The organism is Kribbella sp. VKM Ac-2569 (genome assembly GCF_004216905.1).
GTDB lineage: Bacteria > Actinomycetota > Actinomycetes > Propionibacteriales > Kribbellaceae > Kribbella.
Window position 1 is genome coordinate 1,060,487 of record NZ_SGXJ01000002.1, and the last position, 15,789, is coordinate 1,076,275.

A 15,789-nucleotide genomic window follows, 5' to 3' on the forward strand; every position below is an offset into this window, starting at 1 on the left:
CCCTTGTCGCCATCAGAAGCCGAGCCCACCCTCGCGGGCGGCGTCGGCCAGGGCCGCGATGCGGCCGTGGTACTTGTTTCCGGCCCGGTCGAAGACGACCGAGTCGATGCCGGCGGCCTTGGCCCGGTCGGCGATCAGGCCGCCGACGGTCTTGGCCTTGTCGGTCTTGTTCGCCTCCGCGCCACGCAGGTCGGCCTCCATGGTGGAAGCCGAGACCAGCGTCTTGCCGGCGACGTCGTCGATGACCTGCGCGAACAGGTGCTTCGACGACTTCGAGACCACCAGGCGCGGCCGGTCGGCCGTGCCGTTGATCTTCTTCCGGACCCGGATCTGCCGACGCAGCCGGGAGGCCGTCTTCTTGGCGGAGTGCTTGTGCGGACGCAGTCCGATCGCCATGGTTACTTACCAGCCTTTCCGACCTTGCGGCGCACCTGCTCGCCCGCGTACCGCACACCCTTGCCCTTGTACGGCTCGGGCTTGCGCAGCTTGCGGATGTTGGCGGCGACCTCACCGACGGACTGCTTGTCGATGCCGATGACCGAGAAGCGGGTCGGCGCCTCCACGTTGAAGGTGATGCCGTCGGGGGCATCGACCGTGATCGTGTGGCTGTACCCGAGCGAGAACTCCAGCTGGGTCGGTCCCTTGGACAGGACGCGGTACCCGACGCCGACGATCTCGAGCTTCTTCTCGTAGCCGTCCGTCACGCCGGTCACCAGGTTGGCGATCAGGGTGCGGGACAGGCCGTGCAGTTCCTTGCTCTTGCGCTGGTCGTCGGGGCGAGTCACGGCGATAGCGCCGTCGTCGTCCCGGTCGACCGCGATGGGCTCAGCGACGACGTGCGACAGCTGACCCTTGGGACCCTTGACAGTGACCGTCTGGCCGTCGATCGTGACGTCGACGCCGGACGGGACCGTGACCGGGAGCTTACCGATGCGAGACATTTCTGTGGTCCTCCTTCCGGTTCTTCGTCACCAGACGTAGGCGAGGACTTCCCCGCCAACGCCCTTGTTCTTGGCCTGACGGTCGGTCAGCAGTCCCTGGGACGTCGAGATGATCGCGACGCCCAGGCCACCGAGGACCTTGGGCAGGCTGGTCGACTTCGCGTAGACCCGCAGGCCCGGCTTGCTGATCCGGCGGACGCCCGCGATGGAGCGCTCCCGGCTCGGGCCGAACTTCAGGTCAACGGTCAGAGTCTTGCCGACGGCCCCTTCCTTGGGGTCCTCCACCTGGTAGGAGGCGATGTAGCCCTCCTGCTGGAGGATGTCGGCGATGCCCTGCTTGATCTTGCTGTACGGCATCGTGGTCGACTCGTGGTACGCCTGGTTGGCGTTCCGCAGACGCGTCAACATGTCTGCGATCGGGTCGGTCATCGTCATGGCCTGGGGCCTCTTTCCCGCCGTGGTTTCGCCGTCCGGCGACCTACGGTGACTAGATGGTGGTGAATAGGGAGAAGTTCGGGGGTGGAGACGGTCACCAGCTGGACTTGGTCACGCCGGGCAGCTCGCCCCGGTGCGCCATCTCCCGCAGGCAGATCCGGCACAGGCCGAACTTGCGGAAGACCGCCTTCGGCCGGCCGCAGCGCTGGCAGCGCGTGTAGCCACGCACCGCGAACTTCGGCTTCCGGGCCTGCTTGACCTTGAGTGCTGTCTTCGCCACGTCAGTTCTCCTTGAACGGGAAGCCGAGCGCCCGCAGCAGGGCCCGACCCTCGTCGTCGTTCTTCGCGGTGGTCACCACGGTGATGTCCATGCCCCGGACCCGATCGATCCGGTCCTGGTTGATCTCGTGGAACATCACCTGCTCGGTCAGACCGAAGGTGTAGTTCCCGGTGCCGTCGAACTGCTTCGCGGACAGGCCGCGGAAGTCGCGGATCCGGGGCAGCGCGAGCGCCAGCAGCCGGTCCAGGAACTCCCACATCCGGTCGCCGCGCAACGTCACGTGGGCGCCGATCGGCATCCCCTCACGCAGCTTGAACTGCGCGATCGACTTGCGGGCCTTGGTGACCTGCGCCTTCTGGCCGGTGATCGCGGCCAGGTCCTTCACGGCGCCCTCGATCAGCTTCGAGTCGCGAGCCGCCTCGCCGACGCCCATGTTCACCACGATCTTGGTGAGCCCGGGCACCTGCATGACGTTCTCGAACTTGAACTGCTCGTGCAGCTGGCCGACGATCTCCTCGCGGTACTTCGTCTTCAGCCGCGGCTGGACCTTGGTCTCGGTAACTGCGGTGGTCATCAGATCTCCTCGCCGGTACGCCGGGCGATCCGGACGCTCCGGAAACCCGTGTACGTCGAACCGTCGGGACGGCGCTTCTGCACCTCGACACGGTTGTAGCCGACGCGCGTGGTCACCTTCTCCTTCTTGCCGTCCTTCTCGACCTCGACAAGAAGCGCCACGTTCGAGACGTGGATCGGGGCTTCCTGGGTGACGATGCCACCGGTGGTGCCGCCGCGCTGGGCCTGCTGCACCTTGGTGTGCTTCTTCACCCGGTTGACGCCCTCGACGATGACCTTCTCGTCGTCCGGGAAGACCTGGATGATCTTGCCCTCGAGGCCCTTGGACCTACCGGCGATCACACGAACCTGATCGCCCTTCTTCACGTTCAGCTTCTTCTGCTGGGCCATCTCAGAGCACCTCCGGCGCGAGCGAGATGATCTTCATGAAGCGCTTCTCGCGCAGCTCCCGGCCGACCGGCCCGAAGATACGGGTGCCGCGCGGCTCGCCGTCGGCCTTCAGGATCACCGCGGCGTTCTCGTCGAAGCGGATGTAGGAGCCGTCCGGACGCCGGCGCTCCTTCACGGTACGCACGACGACCGCCTTGACGACGTCACCCTTCTTCACACCGCCGCCGGGGATCGCGTCCTTGACGGTGGCGACGATCGTGTCCCCGACACCGGCGTAGCGCCGACCGGAGCCACCGAGAACGCGGATGCACAAGATCTCCTTGGCACCCGTGTTGTCGGCGACCTTCAGTCGCGACTCCTGCTGGATCATCTGTTGATCTCCTGGTTGTCTCGCTGGTTCTCACTCACGTGAGCCTTGCGGAACGAATAATTTCGAATGGTTGCCGATCGCATGCGACCGAACAGCTACTTGGCCTTCTCGAGGATCTCGACGACGCGCCAGCGCTTGGTCGCCGACAGCGGCCGGGTCTCCATCAGGAGGACGCGGTCGCCGATACCGGCGGCGTTCTGCTCGTCGTGTGCCTTGAGCTTGCTGGTACGCCGGATGACCTTGCCGTACAGCTTGTGCTTGACCCGGTCCTCGACCTCGACGGTGACGGTCTTGTCCATCTTGTCGCTCAGCACCAGGCCCACCCTGGTCTTGCGGTGGGCTCGCGCCTCGGGGGTCGTGCTCACGGTCTCGTCCTTCACGTTCTCGGTCATGCGTTGGCCTTCTCACTGTCGTCCGCAGCTTCGTCGGTGACGACCTCGGCCTCGACCGGGGCGTCGACCTCCTCGGTGATTCCGAGCGCACGCTCGGACAGCACCGTGTAGATGCGGGCGATGTCCTTACGGACGGCACGCAGCCGGCCGTGGGACTCCAGCTGGCCCGTGGCAGCCTGGAACCGGAGGTTGAACAGCTCCTCCTTGGCTTCGCCGAGCTTCGTCATCAGCTCGTCACGACCCAGGTTCCGCAGCTCAGCGGCGGTCAGGGTAGCCATCAGTTCTCACCTGCCTCTCGGGTGATGAAGCGGCACTTCATCGGCAACTTGTGGATCGCGCGGCGCATGGCCTCGCGAGCGATGTCCTCCGGCACACCGGAGAGCTCGAACATCACGCGACCGGCCTTCACGTTGGCGATCCACCACTCCGGCGAACCCTTACCGGAACCCATCCGGGTCTCGGCCGGCTTCTTGGTCAGCGGGCGGTCCGGGTAGATGTTGATCCACACCTTGCCGCCGCGCTTGATGTGCCGGGTCATCGCGATACGCGCGGCCTCGATCTGCCGGTTGGTGACGTAGTGGCTCTCCAGCGCCTGGATGCCGAAGTCACCGAAGGCGAGCGTCGTACCGCCCTTGGCCGCGCCGGAGCGCGTCGGGTGGTGCTGCTTGCGGTGCTTGACCTTGCGGGGGATGAGCATTGGTCAGCTCTCCGTTCCGGTCGTCTCGGCAGCCTTCTCGGCAGCCGGCGCGGACGCCTCGGCGGCAGGAGCCGCGTTGTTGTCACGACGGTTGTCACGGCGGTCGTCACGACGGCCGCCACGGTCACCACCGCGACCGCCACGGTCACCGCGGTCGCCACCGTCACGGCGGGCCGGACGGCCACGCTGCTGGGTGGCGGCGCGAGCAGCAGCCTGCGCCTCGCGCTCGGCGCGGGTGCCGGCGACGTCGCCCTTGTAGATCCAGACCTTCACGCCGATCCGGCCGAAGGTCGTCCGGGCCTCGTAGAAGCCGTAGTCGATGTCGGCCCGCAGCGTGTGCAGCGGGACACGGCCCTCGCGGTAGAACTCCGACCGCGACATCTCCGCGCCACCGAGCCGGCCGGAGCACTGGATCCGGATGCCCAGGGCGCCGCCACGCATGGTGGTCTGCATCGCCTTGCGCATCGCGCGGCGGAACGCCACGCGGCCGGACAGCTGCTCGGCCACACCCTGTGCGACCAGCTGGGCGTCGACCTCGGCGTTCTTCACCTCGAGGATGTTCAGCTGCACCTGCTTGCCGGTGAGCTCCTCCAGGCTGCCCCGGATCCGGTCCGCCTCGGCGCCACGGCGACCGATGACGATGCCCGGACGAGCAGTGTGGATGTCGACCCGGACCCGGTCACGGGTGCGCTCGATCTCCACGCGGGAGATGCCGGCGCGCTCCATGCCCTTGCTCAGCAGGCGGCGGATCTTGACGTCCTCGCCCACGTAGTCCTTGTACAGCTTGTCGGCATACCAACGGCTCTTGTGGTCGGTGCTGATGCCGAGACGGAACCCGTGCGGGTTAACCTTCTGTCCCACGTCAGGACTCCTTCTTCTCAGCGGTGGCCTTCTTGGCGGCCGACTTCTTGGCGGTCGCCTTCTTGGCCGGCTTCTCGGCGGCCTCGGCCGGCTTGTCGGCAGCCTTCTTGGCAGCCTTCTTCGCCGGTGCCTTCTTCGCCGTGTCAGCGGTATCCGCGGACTTCTTCGCGGCGGCCTTCTTGACCGGTGCCTTCTCGACCGGCTCGGCCTCGACGCGCGGCGCGACGACCACGGTGATGTGGCTCGTCCGCTTGTCGATCCGGGTGGCCCGGCCCTGTGCACGCGGGCGGTGACGCTTCAGCGTCGGACCCTCGTCCACGTAGGCCTTCGCCACGACCAGGTCGGCGCGGCTCAGGTGTTCGGTGCCCTCGGCGTTCGCCGCGGCGCTGTCGACGACCTTGTACACGGTCGCGGCAGCGGCCTGCGGGGCGAACTTCAGAGTGGCGAGTGCGTCGTCGACGCCCAGACCGCGCACCAGATCGACCACGCGGCGCGCCTTCATCGGCGTCACGCGGACGAAGCGCGCGACCGCGAAGGCCCCGGGCTGCTCGCCCAGCAGGCTCTCGCGACGGGCGCTGATCGCCCTACGCTCTTGAACGCTCATGATGTTCGAATCTCTCCGTAGATTGCTTTCGCTTCGTCACTGTCCTTGCGGATCAGCGACGCCGTGACTTCCGGTCGTCCTTCTCGTGACCCTTGAACGTCCGGGTCGGGGCGAACTCGCCGAGCTTGTGCCCGACCATCGAGTCCGTCACGAACACCGGCACGTGCTTGCGGCCGTCGTGCACCGCAATCGTGTGGCCGATCATGTCCGGCACGATCATCGATCGGCGAGACCAGGTCTTGATGACGTTCTTGGTGCCCTTCTCGTTCTGCACCTCCACCTTCTTTGCCAGGTGGTGGTCGACGAACGGGCCCTTCTTCAAGCTGCGTGGCATGTGGCCGGCTCCCTATCAGCGCTTCTTGCCGGCCTTGCGGCGCCGGACGATCATTCGGTCGCTTTCCTTGCGGGTGCGGGTCCGGCCTTCCGGCTGGCCCCACGGGGACACCGGGTGGCGACCACCCGAGGTCTTACCCTCACCACCACCGTGCGGGTGGTCGACCGGGTTCATCGCGACACCACGGACGGTCGGGCGCTTGCCCTTCCAGCGCATCCGGCCCGCCTTGCCCCAGTTGATGTTCGACTGCTCGCCGTTGCCGACCTCACCGAGGGTGGCGCGGCAGCGCACGTCGACCATCCGGACCTCGCCGGACGGCATCCGCAGGGTGGCCATCCGACCCTCCTTCGCGACCAGCTGAATGCTGGTACCGGCGGAGCGACCCATCTTGGCGCCACCACCCGGACGCAGCTCGACGGCGTGGATCGTGGAGCCGACCGGGATGTTGCGCAGCGGCAGGTTGTTGCCGATCTTGATGTCCGCGGCCGGGCCGTTCTCGACGACCGTGCCCTGCTTCAGGTTGGTCGGGGCGAGGATGTAGCGCTTCTCGCCGTCGACGTAGTGCAGCAGCGCGATCCGCGCGGTCCGGTTCGGGTCGTACTCGATGTGCGCGACCTTCGCCGGCACGCCGTCCTTGTCGTACCGCTTGAAGTCGATCAGCCGGTACGCCCGCTTGTGACCGCCACCGTGGTGCCGGGTGGTGATCTTGCCGGAGTTGTTCCGGCCGCCCTTCTTGGGCAGCGGACGCAGCAGCGACTTCTCAGGGGTCGAACGGGTGAGCTCGACGAAGTCGGCCACGCTCGAGCCACGGCGGCCCGGCGTTGTCGGCTTGTACTTGCGGATTCCCATTACGACTGGCCTCCGAAGATGTCGATGCGGTCGTCGCCCTTGAGGGTCACGATCGCCCGCTTGGTGTCCGGGCGCTTACCGAAGCCGGACCGGGTCCGGCGCCGCTTGCCCTTGCGGTTAAGAGTGTTGACGTCGCTGACCTTGACCTTGAAGACCTTCTCGACCGCGAGCTTGATCTCGGTCTTGTTGGCGTCCGGTGCGACCTCGAACGTGTACTTCTGCTCGTCCAGCAGGCCGTAGCTCTTCTCGCTCACGACCGGCCGGAGCAGCACGTCACGCGGGTCCTTGTTGACTCCGTGGCTCATGCCTCTACCTCCTCGGCCTCAGTCGACGTTGCGACGGCCTTGACGGACTTGCCCTTGGGCGCGCCGGCGACGAACGAGTCGAGCGCGCTCTTGGTGAACACGACCGCGTCGCTGACCAGAACGTCGTACGCGTTCAGCTGGTCGGCGGCGATCAGGTGCACGTGTTGCACGTTGCGCAGGCTCAGCCAGGTGAGCTCGTCGGCGCGGTCGACGACGACCAGCGCCTTACCCGGCTCGGTCACCTCGCCCAGCACCTTCAGGGCCGACTTGGTGGAGGGCTTGTCGCCGTCCACGAAGCTCTCGACCACGAACACCTGGCCGTCACGGGCCCGGTCGGACAGCGCACCGCGAAGCGCGGCGGCGATCATCTTCTTCGGGGTCCGCTGGCTGTAGTCACGCGGCGTGGGGCCGTGGACGACGCCACCGCCGGTGAACTGCGGCGCGCGGGTCGAGCCCTGGCGGGCGCGACCGGTGCCCTTCTGGCGGTACGGCTTGGCGCCACCGCCGGACACCTCGCCCCGGGACTTGGTGCTGTGCGTGCCCTGGCGGGCCGCGGCCAGCTGGGCCACCACGACCTGGTGGATCAGCGGCACGTTGACCTGGACGTCGAACAGCTCGGCCGGAAGCTCGGCGGAACCCTTCTTGCTGACCTTGTCGCCCTTGACGACGACGACGTCGACGGTGCTCACTTCGACGCTCCCTTCGCGGCGTTGCGGATCAGCACGAGGCCGCCCTTGGGGCCGGGGACGGCGCCCTTGATCAGGATCAGGCCGCGCTCGACATCGATCGCGTGCACCGACACGTTCTGGGTGGTGACCTGCTCGTGGCCCATCCGGCCCGCCATCTTCAGGCCCTTGAAGACCCGGCCCGGGGTGGCGCAGCCGCCGATGGAACCCGGCGAGCGGTGCTTCTTGTGCACACCGTGGGTGGCGCGCAGACCGTGGAAGCCGTGCCGCTTCATGACACCGGCGAAACCCTTGCCCTTGCTGGTCGCGGAAACGTCGACCCGCTCGCCGGCCTCGAATGCCTCGGCCTTGATCTCCTGGCCCAGGGTGTACTCGCTGGCGTCAGCGGTCCGCAGCTCGAGCAGGTGACGGCGCGGGGTCACGCCGGCCTTCTCGAAGTGGCCGCGCATCGGCGAGTTCACCTTGCGGGGGTCGATGTCGCCGAAGGCGATCTGGACGCCGTCGTACCCGTGGCTGGCCGAGGTGCGAACCTCGGTCACCACGCACGGGCCGGCCTGGACCACGGTCACGGGGACGACGCGGTTGTTCTCGTCCCAGGTCTGGGTCATGCCGAGCTTGGTGCCCAGCAGACCGCGCGTGTTCTTTAGCTTGCTCATTGGCTGTTCGCGTCCCTCAGAGCTTGATCTCGATGTCGACACCAGCCGGCAGGTCGAGACGCATCAGCGAGTCGACGGTCTTCGGCGTGGGGTCGATGATGTCGATGAGCCGCTTGTGGGTGCGCATCTCGAAGTGCTCGCGGCTGTCCTTGTACTTGTGCGGCGAGCGGATGACGCAGAACACGTTCTTTTCCGTCGGCAACGGCACCGGGCCAGCAACCTTCGCACCAGTACGCGTCACCGTGTCGACAATCTTGCGTGCCGAGCTGTCGATGACCTCGTGGTCGTAGGCCTTCAGCCGGATGCGGATCTTCTGTCCCGCCATCGCTTCGCTTCGTCCTTCTCTATCGTCTTCGCCTTCGTTGCTCCGACCCCCGCGGTCGGGTGTGTCGTGTGCGCGGAACGCACGTGACCCACCGCTTCGTCGACCTGGATTGGAGATCGGGGCCCGGTCTCGGACCGGAACCTCGGCATGGTCTCCGGTCCAGCGCACCAGCCAGATCAAGAAGATCTGGGGCGCACCCCGGCGGCCTCGCCTGAGCAACCTGAATATTGTGCCATCGATCGGAGTCGAAACGCCAATCGGCGGCTTTCACGCCTGATCCGGAACCACGTGAGCGCCGGATCAGGCGCAAAGCAGAGGTCCGCGAAGGCTCACTTCTCGAGCCCTCGCGGACCTCATGAGATCACTTGAGGATCTTGGTGACCCGGCCGGCGCCGACGGTGCGGCCACCTTCACGGATCGCGAACTTCAGACCGTCCTCCATGGCGATCGGCTGGATCAGCTCGACCGACATGTCGGTGTTGTCGCCCGGCATGACCATCTCGGTGCCCTCGGGCAGCGTGACGACACCGGTGACGTCGGTGGTGCGGAAGTAGAACTGCGGGCGGTAGTTCTGGAAGAACGGCGTGTGACGGCCGCCCTCCTCCTTCGAGAGGATGTAGACCGACGCCTCGAAGTTCGTGTGCGGGGTCGTGGTGCCCGGCTTGATGACGACCATGCCGCGCTCGACGTCCTCGCGCTTCGTACCACGAAGCAGCAGACCGACGTTCTCACCGGCCTGGCCCTCGTCGAGCAGCTTCCGGAACATCTCGATACCGGTGACCGTGGTGGTCTGCTTCTCCGGACGGATGCCGACGATGTCGACGGTCTCGTTGATCTTGACGACACCGCGCTCGATCCGGCCGGTGATGACCGTGCCGCGACCGGTGATGGTGAAGACGTCCTCCACCGGCATCAGGAACGGCTTGTCGATCTCACGGGTCGGCTGCGGGATGTACTCGTCGACCGCGTTCATCAGCTCGAGGATCGACTCGCCCCACTTGGCGTCGCCCTGCAGCGCCGGGTGAGCGGCGACGCGGACGATCGGCGCGTTGTCGCCGTCGAACTCCTGCTCCGAGAGCAGCTCGCGGACCTCGAGCTCGACGAGCTCCAGGATCTCCTCGTCGTCGACCATGTCGCACTTGTTCAGGGCGACGACCATCGCCGGCACGCCGACCTGACGGGCGAGCAGCACGTGCTCACGCGTCTGCGGCATCGGGCCGTCGGTGGCGGCGACGACCAGGATCGCGCCGTCCATCTGAGCCGCACCGGTGATCATGTTCTTGATGTAGTCCGCGTGCCCCGGGCAGTCGACGTGGGCGTAGTGCCGGGCCTCGGTCTGGTACTCGACGTGCGCGATCGAGATGGTGATACCGCGCTGGCGCTCTTCCGGCGCCTTGTCGATCTGATCGAACGCCGACGCCTCGTTCAGGTCCGGGTACTTGTCGTGCAGCACCTTGGTGATCGCCGCGGTAAGAGTGGTCTTACCGTGGTCGATGTGACCGATGGTGCCGATGTTGACGTGCGGCTTAGTCCGCTCGAACTTCGCCTTCGCCACTGGGGCCCTCCTAGATAAATTGACTACGCCGTACGCCGACGCGCTTGGGGTGTGGTGGTCAGGAGCGAGAGATTACTCGCCCCGGGCCTTCTTGATGATCTCTTCCGCCACGTTCTTCGGAACCTCGGCGTAGGAATCGAACTGCATCGAGTAGGACGCGCGGCCCTGGGTCTTCGACCGCAGGTCACCGACATACCCGAACATCTCCGACAGCGGCACCAGGGCCTTGACGACCCGGCTGCCACCAGGACCTTCGTCCATCGACTGGATCTGGCCACGGCGGGAGTTGAGGTCGCCGATCACTTCACCCATGTAGTCCTCGGGCGTGGTGACCTCGACCGCGAACATCGGCTCCAGGATGACGGGATTCGCCCGGCGGGCGGCATCCTTGAAGGCCATCGAACCGGCGATCTTGAAGGCGAGCTCGGACGAGTCGACGTCGTGGTACGCGCCATCGGTCAGCGTGACCTTGACGTCCACCATCGGGTAGCCGGCCAGTACGCCGAACTCCATCGCCTCCTGGGCGCCCTCGTCCACCGACGGGATGTACTCCCGGGGGATGCGGCCACCGGTGACGGAGTTGACGAACTCGTAGCCGCCTTCGCCGCCGGCCTCGACCGAGGTCGGCTCGACGTTGATGATCACGCGCGCGAACTGACCCGAACCACCGGTCTGCTTCTTGTGCGTGTAGTCGACCTTCTCGACCTTCTTCTTGATGGTCTCGCGGTAGGCGACCTGCGGCTTGCCGACGTTCGCCTCGACGCGGAACTCGCGCTTCATCCGGTCGACCAGCACCTCGAGGTGCAGCTCGCCCATACCGGCGATGATCGTCTGGCCGGTGTCCTCGTCGGTCCGGACCTGGAAGGTCGGGTCCTCCTCGGCGAGCCGCTGGATCGCGACGCCCAGCTTCTCCTGGTCGGCCTTCGACTTGGGCTCGATGGCGACCGAGATGACCGGGGCCGGGAACTGCATCGACTCCAGCACGACCGGCTTCGCCGGGTCGCACAGGGTCTCACCGGTGGTGGTGTCCTTCAGGCCCATCACGGCGACGATGTGGCCGGCGCCGATCGACGCGATCTCCTCACGCTTGTTCGCGTGCATCCGGTAGATCTTGCCGATCCGCTCCTTGCGGCCCTTCGTCGGGTTCAGCACCTGGGTGCCGGTCTCGAGCTTGCCCGAGTACACCCGGATGAAGGTCAGCTTGCCCAGGTGCGGGTCGGCCGCGATCTTGAACGCCAGCGCCGAGAACGGCTCGCTGTCGTCCGGCTTGCGCAGCACGACCTGCTCGCCGTCCTTGACGTCGTGGCCCTCGATGGCCGGGACGTCGATCGGGCTCGGCAGGTAGGCGTTGATCGCGTCCAGCAGCGGCTGGACGCCCTTGTTCTTGAACGCCGTACCGGTCAGGACCGGGGTCAGCTTGCTCGCGATGGTCGCCCGCCGGATGGCCGCGACGATCTGCTCCTGGGTGGGCTCGTCGCCCTCCAGGTACTGCTCCATGATCTCGTCGTCGGCCTCGGCCAGCGTCTCGATCAGCTTGTCGCGCCACTCGGCGGCGATCTCGGTGTGGGTCGCCGGGATCTCCTCGACGGTGTAGTCCTCACCCATCGTGGTCTCGCCGCGCCAGGTCAGCGCGCGCATCCCGATCAGGTCGACGACGCCGATGAAGTCGGCCTCGGACCCGATCGGCAGCTGCAGCACCAGCGGCACCGCGGCCAGCCGGTCGACGATCATGTCGACGCAGCGCATGAACTCCGCGCCGGTCCGGTCCAGCTTGTTCACGAAGCAGATGCGGGGTACGCCGTACCGGTCGGCCTGACGCCAGACCGTCTCCGACTGCGGCTCCACGCCGGCGACACCGTCGAAGACAGCGACGGCACCGTCGAGGACGCGCAGCGAGCGCTCCACCTCGACGGTGAAGTCGACGTGGCCCGGGGTGTCGATGATGTTGATGGTGTGGTCTTTCCAGGTGCAGGTCGTCGCGGCGGACGTGATCGTGATGCCGCGCTCCTGCTCCTGCTCCATCCAGTCCATCGTGGCGGCGCCGTCGTGGACCTCACCGATCTTGTAAGTGATACCGGTGTAGAAGAGGATCCGCTCGGTCGTCGTCGTCTTGCCGGCGTCGATGTGGGCCATGATCCCGATGTTGCGGACCTTGGCCAGGTCGGTGGTGATTTGTACGGCCACCTCGGTGGTCTACCTCTCGATTCTGTACTGCGTCAAAGGGGTGAATGCTGGAGTCCGGATCGGACCCCGGATCACCAGCGGTAGTGGGCGAAAGCCTTGTTGGCTTCGGCCATCTTGTGCGTGTCCTCGCGGCGCTTCACCGACGCACCGAGACCGTTGGACGCGTCCAGGATCTCGTTCATCAGGCGCTCGGACATGGTCTTCTCGCGACGCGCACGGGAGTACGACGTCAGCCAGCGCAGGGCGAGCGTGGTCGAGCGACCCGGCTTGACCTCGATCGGCACCTGGTACGTGGCTCCACCGACGCGGCGGCTCTTCACCTCGATGCTCGGCTTCACGTTGTCCAGCGCACGCTTCAGCGTGATCACCGGGTCGGTGCCGGTCTTGGTGCGAGTGCCCTCGAGAGCGTTGTACACGATGCTCTGCGCGATCTGCTTCTTGCCGTCGACCAGGATCTTCGAGATCAACTGGGTGACGAGCGGCGAACTGTAGACCGGGTCGATGATGACCGGGCGCTTCGGGGCGGGGCCCTTGCGCGGCATTAGCTCTTCTCCTTCTTCGCGCCGTAGAGGCTGCGAGCCTGCTTCCGGTTCTTCACACCCTGGGTGTCGAGCGAACCGCGGATGATCTTGTACCGGACACCCGGGAGGTCCTTCACACGACCGCCACGCACGAGCACGATCGAGTGCTCCTGCAGGTTGTGGCCGACGCCGGGAATGTAGGCGGTGACCTCGATACCGCTGGTCAGGCGGACACGCGCAACCTTGCGAAGCGCGGAGTTCGGCTTCTTCGGCGTGGTCGTGTAGACGCGCGTGCACACACCACGACGCTGAGGGGAACCCTTCAGGGCGGGCGTCTTGTTCTTGGACACCTTGTCCTGGCGGCCCTTGCGGACCAGCTGGTTAATGGTGGGCACCGCGTGGGTCTCTTTCTGTCGTCCGGCTGGGTTTGTAACTTTTGCCTGACCCCCGCGGTCGGGTGTGTCGCGTGCGCACGAGCAGACCGAAGCCGTAATCTTCCAGACTGTCGGCAGGAGTCCCGTGCCACGCGGCCCGATCCGTTGGACGAGGGGCACGCATGACGGCCCAGGAAAGACCCCGGGCACGATCGTTAAGACTAGCGGGTGCCTCAAGTGCGGTCAAAATGAGTAACTGACCACGGTAGAGAGCCTTCCGCGCTTTCAGTCTACAGGCTCTACGCGGTGGCCCTCCCACCCAGGAAATCCGCCGCCACCGCAGCGTCTCCCCCGACCGTCAGAACCCGTCCCGGCAAACGCTTCCACAAGCACAGGTCGAGCTCGGAGGTAGTCCCCGAAAGCACCGCTTCACCGACCGCCTTTCCTCGCTCGACGAGCGGCCGATCGCCTTGTGACACAGGCGTCAGCGTCCACTCGTGCCCGGTGTCGGTGGCCCGAACGCCGACCTGCCGGGTCACCGCCGGCGCGAACCCGCGGGCCAGCATCCGGGGCAGGAACACCTCGAACACCTCGTCCACCCCGTCGGCCGCGACCGCCGCAGGTACGACGGCCAGACCAGTGTCGACCTGCTCCCCCGCCGCAACCCCGGCCTGAATCAGGTCCACAAGGTGGATAACCGTCTCATGCAGACGACGGCGGGCCCAGAAGCCGGCCCGCTGATCCACCGGGGCGAAGTTCCAGCACGGTTCGTCCGGGTCGACCGCACGGATCGCGGCCAGCAACGCGCCGGTCGTTCCGGCGTACCAGTCCGACCAGGAGATCGTCGTCCGCAGCACCTCCGGCACCTTCTGGGCAGTGCCGGAGAGCAGGATCGACGCGGCCCAGCGCTGACCTGACCCCAGGTGCAGGGCCAGGTCGGCGACGGTCCAGCCAGGACAGGCGGGCACGGCCGCGCCGGGATCGACCCATCCGAGGGCCGCCGCGAAGTCCTCGGCCGCGCGCTCGAACTCGGTGAGGTGGTCGATCGGATCAGGCACGGAATTCGACGTCGGTTATCAAGCCGTCGGCGACGCGGTAGAGGGCCAGTTGCGGGGTGGATTCGCCGTCGTCGTAGGTAACGACGTGCTCGACCACCCACTCCGCCAGCATCAGCCGCTGGACGACCTCGGTCTTGCAGCGGCCGGCGGCGAAGCGCGGGCGGTAGAACTCGCGCAGGAACCGGCGCCCCTTGAGCTCGGAGCCGTCCGCGAGAAGGATCCGGGCGGTCGGCGAGTACATGGCCAGGAAGGCCTCGAGGTCGTGTGCGTCGTACGCCGCGTGCTCACGGCCGATCACCCGCGCAGCCGGGGTGTCAGCGGTGACAGCCGCGACCGTCGCGGCTCCCAGGCCCGCCAGCGGGGGCTGAGCCGCAGCGGGGACAACAGGTGCAGGGGTGATGGGTGCGGGGGCGGCAGGCGGCTGAGTGGCGGGTTCAGCCGGAGCCGGGGTTTCCTGCACCGCGACGGCCGCCTTGGCTGCAGGCGTCGTACGGCGGGTTGAAGTGGTCTTCTTCTTGGCCGGGGGTGGGACGAGGAGCTTGCCGTCCGCGCCAGGCTCTTCGCCGAGGTGGGCGATCGCCCAGTCGAGAGCCTTGGTCACGGCGGCGCGTGATTCTTCGGTGTGGTCGAGCATGTCGAACCCGTGGTGCCCTTTCGGTACGTCGATGATGTCCAGCGCGGCGCCGCCCGCGGAGACGAACTCCGCTACCGGACCGGCGAGCTCCTCACGCTCGAGTCCAGCTCTTGTCAGCAGCACCGGCAGGTCCTTGTGTTTGCCGATCACTTCGGCGGCGGTTACCAAATCGTCGACACCGGGCGGGGTGGCGAGCAGGGGGTAGGTCAGGGCGACGAAGCGCAGCCAGTCGGGGCGGCTGTCCAGCCACTCCCCGGCCAGCAGGCCGGCGCCGGAGAAGAACCACAGTCCGACCCGATCGGGGTCGACCCGTGGGTCGGAACGCAGTACGCCGACCGCTGCCTCCACCTCGTCCGCGGCCGCGACCAGTCGTTCGAGGCCGTGGATCAGGCTGTGGTCGACCACCGCGGCCACCAGGCCCCGCCTGGCGGCAGCCGTCGCGTAGCCCTTGTAGACCGGCCAGTCCCGAGGCATCACCTCGAGGCCGGCAGGCCCAGGTCCCCCGTGCACAAAGAGAATTGCGCCGCCTCGGGCGGTACCGGGCGGGCGGTACAGGTCGATCTCCCCCAGGCGATCGACGCGTACGTCAGAACCTTCCAGAACCCCCAAGACGAAAGGCCGCAGGTAGGCCGGCAGATCCGTCATGCACCAATCTTGGCGCATACCGAGCACCTTTACAGCCGCCACCCCGAGTGTCTTTCCCAAACCGCCCCACGAGCTCCGCAAGGAGCAGGGAATCGCACCACCACCAACCCCCAAAAGCAC

The 15,789-nt window shown here is 66.9% G+C and carries 23 protein-coding genes and 1 pseudogene; all 24 read right to left on the reverse strand.

The annotated features are described in order from the left end of the window. Positions 1–12: 12 nt before the first annotated feature. The 24 genes and pseudogenes from rplR to EV649_RS18355 all read right to left on the reverse strand — a co-directional run bounded on the left by rplR (position 13) and on the right by EV649_RS18355 (position 15,669). Positions 13–396, reverse strand: a complete 384-nt coding sequence (gene rplR, locus EV649_RS18240) for a 50S ribosomal protein L18 (RefSeq protein WP_130384631.1) — start codon at positions 394–396, stop codon at positions 13–15. A 2-nt stretch (positions 397–398) separates the two neighbouring features. Then, positions 399–941 (reverse strand): 50S ribosomal protein L6, encoded by a 543-nt coding sequence (rplF, locus tag EV649_RS18245; protein ID WP_130384632.1) that lies wholly within the window; start codon positions 939–941, stop codon positions 399–401. Between the two features lie 27 nt (positions 942–968). After that, complete coding sequence (gene rpsH, locus EV649_RS18250) at positions 969–1,376, reverse strand: 30S ribosomal protein S8 (RefSeq protein WP_130384633.1); 408 nt, start codon at positions 1,374–1,376, stop codon at positions 969–971. Between the two features lie 94 nt (positions 1,377–1,470). Then, positions 1,471–1,656 (reverse strand): type Z 30S ribosomal protein S14, encoded by a 186-nt coding sequence (locus EV649_RS18255; RefSeq protein WP_012923674.1) that lies wholly within the window; start codon positions 1,654–1,656, stop codon positions 1,471–1,473. Position 1,657: 1 nt separating this feature from the next. Beyond that, positions 1,658–2,230: a 50S ribosomal protein L5 gene (gene rplE / locus EV649_RS18260; RefSeq protein ID WP_130384634.1), complete on the reverse strand. Its 573-nt coding sequence runs from the start codon at positions 2,228–2,230 to the stop codon at positions 1,658–1,660. Continuing rightward, positions 2,230–2,619 carry a 50S ribosomal protein L24 gene (rplX, locus tag EV649_RS18265; RefSeq protein WP_130384635.1) on the reverse strand — a complete coding sequence of 130 codons (390 nt, stop codon included), beginning with the start codon at positions 2,617–2,619 and terminating at the stop codon, positions 2,230–2,232. Before rplX ends, rplE begins: the two co-directional genes overlap by 1 nt. Position 2,620: 1 nt before the next feature. Next, positions 2,621–2,989 carry a 50S ribosomal protein L14 gene (gene rplN / locus EV649_RS18270; protein WP_012923677.1) on the reverse strand — a complete coding sequence of 123 codons (369 nt, stop codon included), beginning with the start codon at positions 2,987–2,989 and terminating at the stop codon, positions 2,621–2,623. 95 nt (positions 2,990–3,084) lie between these two features. Continuing rightward, positions 3,085–3,381, reverse strand: coding sequence for a 30S ribosomal protein S17 (gene rpsQ / locus EV649_RS18275; RefSeq protein ID WP_130384636.1), 297 nt, complete (start codon positions 3,379–3,381; stop codon positions 3,085–3,087). Next, positions 3,378–3,659 (reverse strand): 50S ribosomal protein L29, encoded by a 282-nt coding sequence (gene rpmC, locus EV649_RS18280; RefSeq protein WP_130384637.1) that lies wholly within the window; start codon positions 3,657–3,659, stop codon positions 3,378–3,380. Before rpmC ends, rpsQ begins: the two co-directional genes overlap by 4 nt. Next, positions 3,659–4,078, reverse strand: a complete 420-nt coding sequence (rplP, locus tag EV649_RS18285) for a 50S ribosomal protein L16 (RefSeq protein ID WP_130384638.1) — start codon at positions 4,076–4,078, stop codon at positions 3,659–3,661. Before rplP ends, rpmC begins: the two co-directional genes overlap by 1 nt. Before the next feature lie 3 nt (positions 4,079–4,081). Beyond that, the gene (gene rpsC, locus EV649_RS18290; RefSeq protein ID WP_130384639.1) at positions 4,082–4,939 is read right to left on the reverse strand and encodes a 30S ribosomal protein S3; all 858 of its coding nucleotides are present in this window, start codon (positions 4,937–4,939) and stop codon (positions 4,082–4,084) included. A gap of 178 nt (positions 4,940–5,117) precedes the next feature. Next, a pseudogene (gene rplV, locus EV649_RS18295) lies at positions 5,118–5,543 on the reverse strand (50S ribosomal protein L22); the annotation flags it as partial. A 52-nt stretch (positions 5,544–5,595) separates the two neighbouring features. Next, positions 5,596–5,877 (reverse strand): 30S ribosomal protein S19, encoded by a 282-nt coding sequence (gene rpsS, locus EV649_RS18300; RefSeq protein ID WP_130384641.1) that lies wholly within the window; start codon positions 5,875–5,877, stop codon positions 5,596–5,598. A gap of 15 nt (positions 5,878–5,892) precedes the next feature. Then, positions 5,893–6,726: a 50S ribosomal protein L2 gene (gene rplB, locus EV649_RS18305; RefSeq protein ID WP_130384642.1), complete on the reverse strand. Its 834-nt coding sequence runs from the start codon at positions 6,724–6,726 to the stop codon at positions 5,893–5,895. Then, entirely contained in the window at positions 6,726–7,031 is a 306-nt protein-coding gene (rplW, locus tag EV649_RS18310; RefSeq protein WP_130384643.1) for a 50S ribosomal protein L23, read from the reverse strand. Before rplW ends, rplB begins: the two co-directional genes overlap by 1 nt. Beyond that, a complete protein-coding gene (rplD, locus tag EV649_RS18315) occupies positions 7,028–7,720 on the reverse strand; it encodes a 50S ribosomal protein L4 (protein WP_130384644.1) in 693 nt (230 codons plus the stop codon). The genes rplW and rplD overlap by 4 nt, the downstream gene beginning before the upstream one ends. Further along, complete coding sequence (rplC, locus tag EV649_RS18320) at positions 7,717–8,373, reverse strand: 50S ribosomal protein L3 (RefSeq protein ID WP_130384645.1); 657 nt, start codon at positions 8,371–8,373, stop codon at positions 7,717–7,719. Before rplC ends, rplD begins: the two co-directional genes overlap by 4 nt. Positions 8,374–8,389: 16 nt before the next feature. After that, positions 8,390–8,698, reverse strand: coding sequence for a 30S ribosomal protein S10 (gene rpsJ / locus EV649_RS18325; RefSeq protein ID WP_012923688.1), 309 nt, complete (start codon positions 8,696–8,698; stop codon positions 8,390–8,392). Positions 8,699–9,059: 361 nt separating this feature from the next. Then, entirely contained in the window at positions 9,060–10,253 is a 1,194-nt protein-coding gene (tuf, locus tag EV649_RS18330; RefSeq protein WP_130384646.1) for an elongation factor Tu, read from the reverse strand. A 72-nt stretch (positions 10,254–10,325) separates the two neighbouring features. Then, positions 10,326–12,437, reverse strand: coding sequence for an elongation factor G (fusA, locus tag EV649_RS18335; protein ID WP_130384647.1), 2,112 nt, complete (start codon positions 12,435–12,437; stop codon positions 10,326–10,328). 71 nt (positions 12,438–12,508) lie between these two features. Then, the gene (rpsG, locus tag EV649_RS18340) at positions 12,509–12,979 is read right to left on the reverse strand and encodes a 30S ribosomal protein S7 (RefSeq protein ID WP_130384648.1); all 471 of its coding nucleotides are present in this window, start codon (positions 12,977–12,979) and stop codon (positions 12,509–12,511) included. Next, on the reverse strand, positions 12,979–13,353 hold the full coding sequence (rpsL, locus tag EV649_RS18345; protein ID WP_130384649.1) for a 30S ribosomal protein S12: 375 nt from the start codon (positions 13,351–13,353) through the stop codon (positions 12,979–12,981). Before rpsL ends, rpsG begins: the two co-directional genes overlap by 1 nt. A 278-nt stretch (positions 13,354–13,631) precedes the next feature. Further along, positions 13,632–14,390 carry a maleylpyruvate isomerase N-terminal domain-containing protein gene (locus tag EV649_RS18350; RefSeq protein ID WP_130384650.1) on the reverse strand — a complete coding sequence of 253 codons (759 nt, stop codon included), beginning with the start codon at positions 14,388–14,390 and terminating at the stop codon, positions 13,632–13,634. Continuing rightward, positions 14,383–15,669 carry a nuclear transport factor 2 family protein gene (locus EV649_RS18355; RefSeq protein ID WP_130384651.1) on the reverse strand — a complete coding sequence of 429 codons (1,287 nt, stop codon included), beginning with the start codon at positions 15,667–15,669 and terminating at the stop codon, positions 14,383–14,385. Before EV649_RS18355 ends, EV649_RS18350 begins: the two co-directional genes overlap by 8 nt. Between the last annotated feature and the right edge of the window lie 120 nt (positions 15,670–15,789).

Excerpts from the sequence above, each read along its gene's own strand:
- rpmC (WP_130384637.1), bottom strand. The coding sequence starts at position 3,659 with ATGGCTACCCTGACCGCCGCTGAGCTGCGGAACCTGGGTCGTGACGAG.
- rpsJ (WP_012923688.1), bottom strand. The coding sequence starts at position 8,698 with ATGGCGGGACAGAAGATCCGCATCCGGCTGAAGGCCTACGACCACGAG.
- rpsS (WP_130384641.1), bottom strand. The coding sequence starts at position 5,877 with ATGCCACGCAGCTTGAAGAAGGGCCCGTTCGTCGACCACCACCTGGCA.
- rplW (WP_130384643.1), bottom strand. The coding sequence starts at position 7,031 with ATGAGCCACGGAGTCAACAAGGACCCGCGTGACGTGCTGCTCCGGCCG.
- rplN (WP_012923677.1), bottom strand. The coding sequence starts at position 2,989 with ATGATCCAGCAGGAGTCGCGACTGAAGGTCGCCGACAACACGGGTGCC.
- rpsQ (WP_130384636.1), bottom strand. The coding sequence starts at position 3,381 with ATGACCGAGAACGTGAAGGACGAGACCGTGAGCACGACCCCCGAGGCG.
- rpsH (WP_130384633.1), bottom strand. The coding sequence starts at position 1,376 with ATGACGATGACCGACCCGATCGCAGACATGTTGACGCGTCTGCGGAAC.
- rplP (WP_130384638.1), bottom strand. The coding sequence starts at position 4,078 with ATGCTCATCCCCCGCAAGGTCAAGCACCGCAAGCAGCACCACCCGACG.
- EV649_RS18355 (WP_130384651.1), bottom strand. The coding sequence starts at position 15,669 with ATGACGGATCTGCCGGCCTACCTGCGGCCTTTCGTCTTGGGGGTTCTG.
- rplB (WP_130384642.1), bottom strand. The coding sequence starts at position 6,726 with ATGGGAATCCGCAAGTACAAGCCGACAACGCCGGGCCGCCGTGGCTCG.
- rplX (WP_130384635.1), bottom strand. The coding sequence starts at position 2,619 with ATGGCCCAGCAGAAGAAGCTGAACGTGAAGAAGGGCGATCAGGTTCGT.
- rplE (WP_130384634.1), bottom strand. The coding sequence starts at position 2,230 with ATGACCACCGCAGTTACCGAGACCAAGGTCCAGCCGCGGCTGAAGACG.
- rplR (WP_130384631.1), bottom strand. The coding sequence starts at position 396 with ATGGCGATCGGACTGCGTCCGCACAAGCACTCCGCCAAGAAGACGGCC.
- rpsG (WP_130384648.1), bottom strand. The coding sequence starts at position 12,979 with ATGCCGCGCAAGGGCCCCGCCCCGAAGCGCCCGGTCATCATCGACCCG.
- rplF (WP_130384632.1), bottom strand. The coding sequence starts at position 941 with ATGTCTCGCATCGGTAAGCTCCCGGTCACGGTCCCGTCCGGCGTCGAC.
- rplC (WP_130384645.1), bottom strand. The coding sequence starts at position 8,373 with ATGAGCAAGCTAAAGAACACGCGCGGTCTGCTGGGCACCAAGCTCGGC.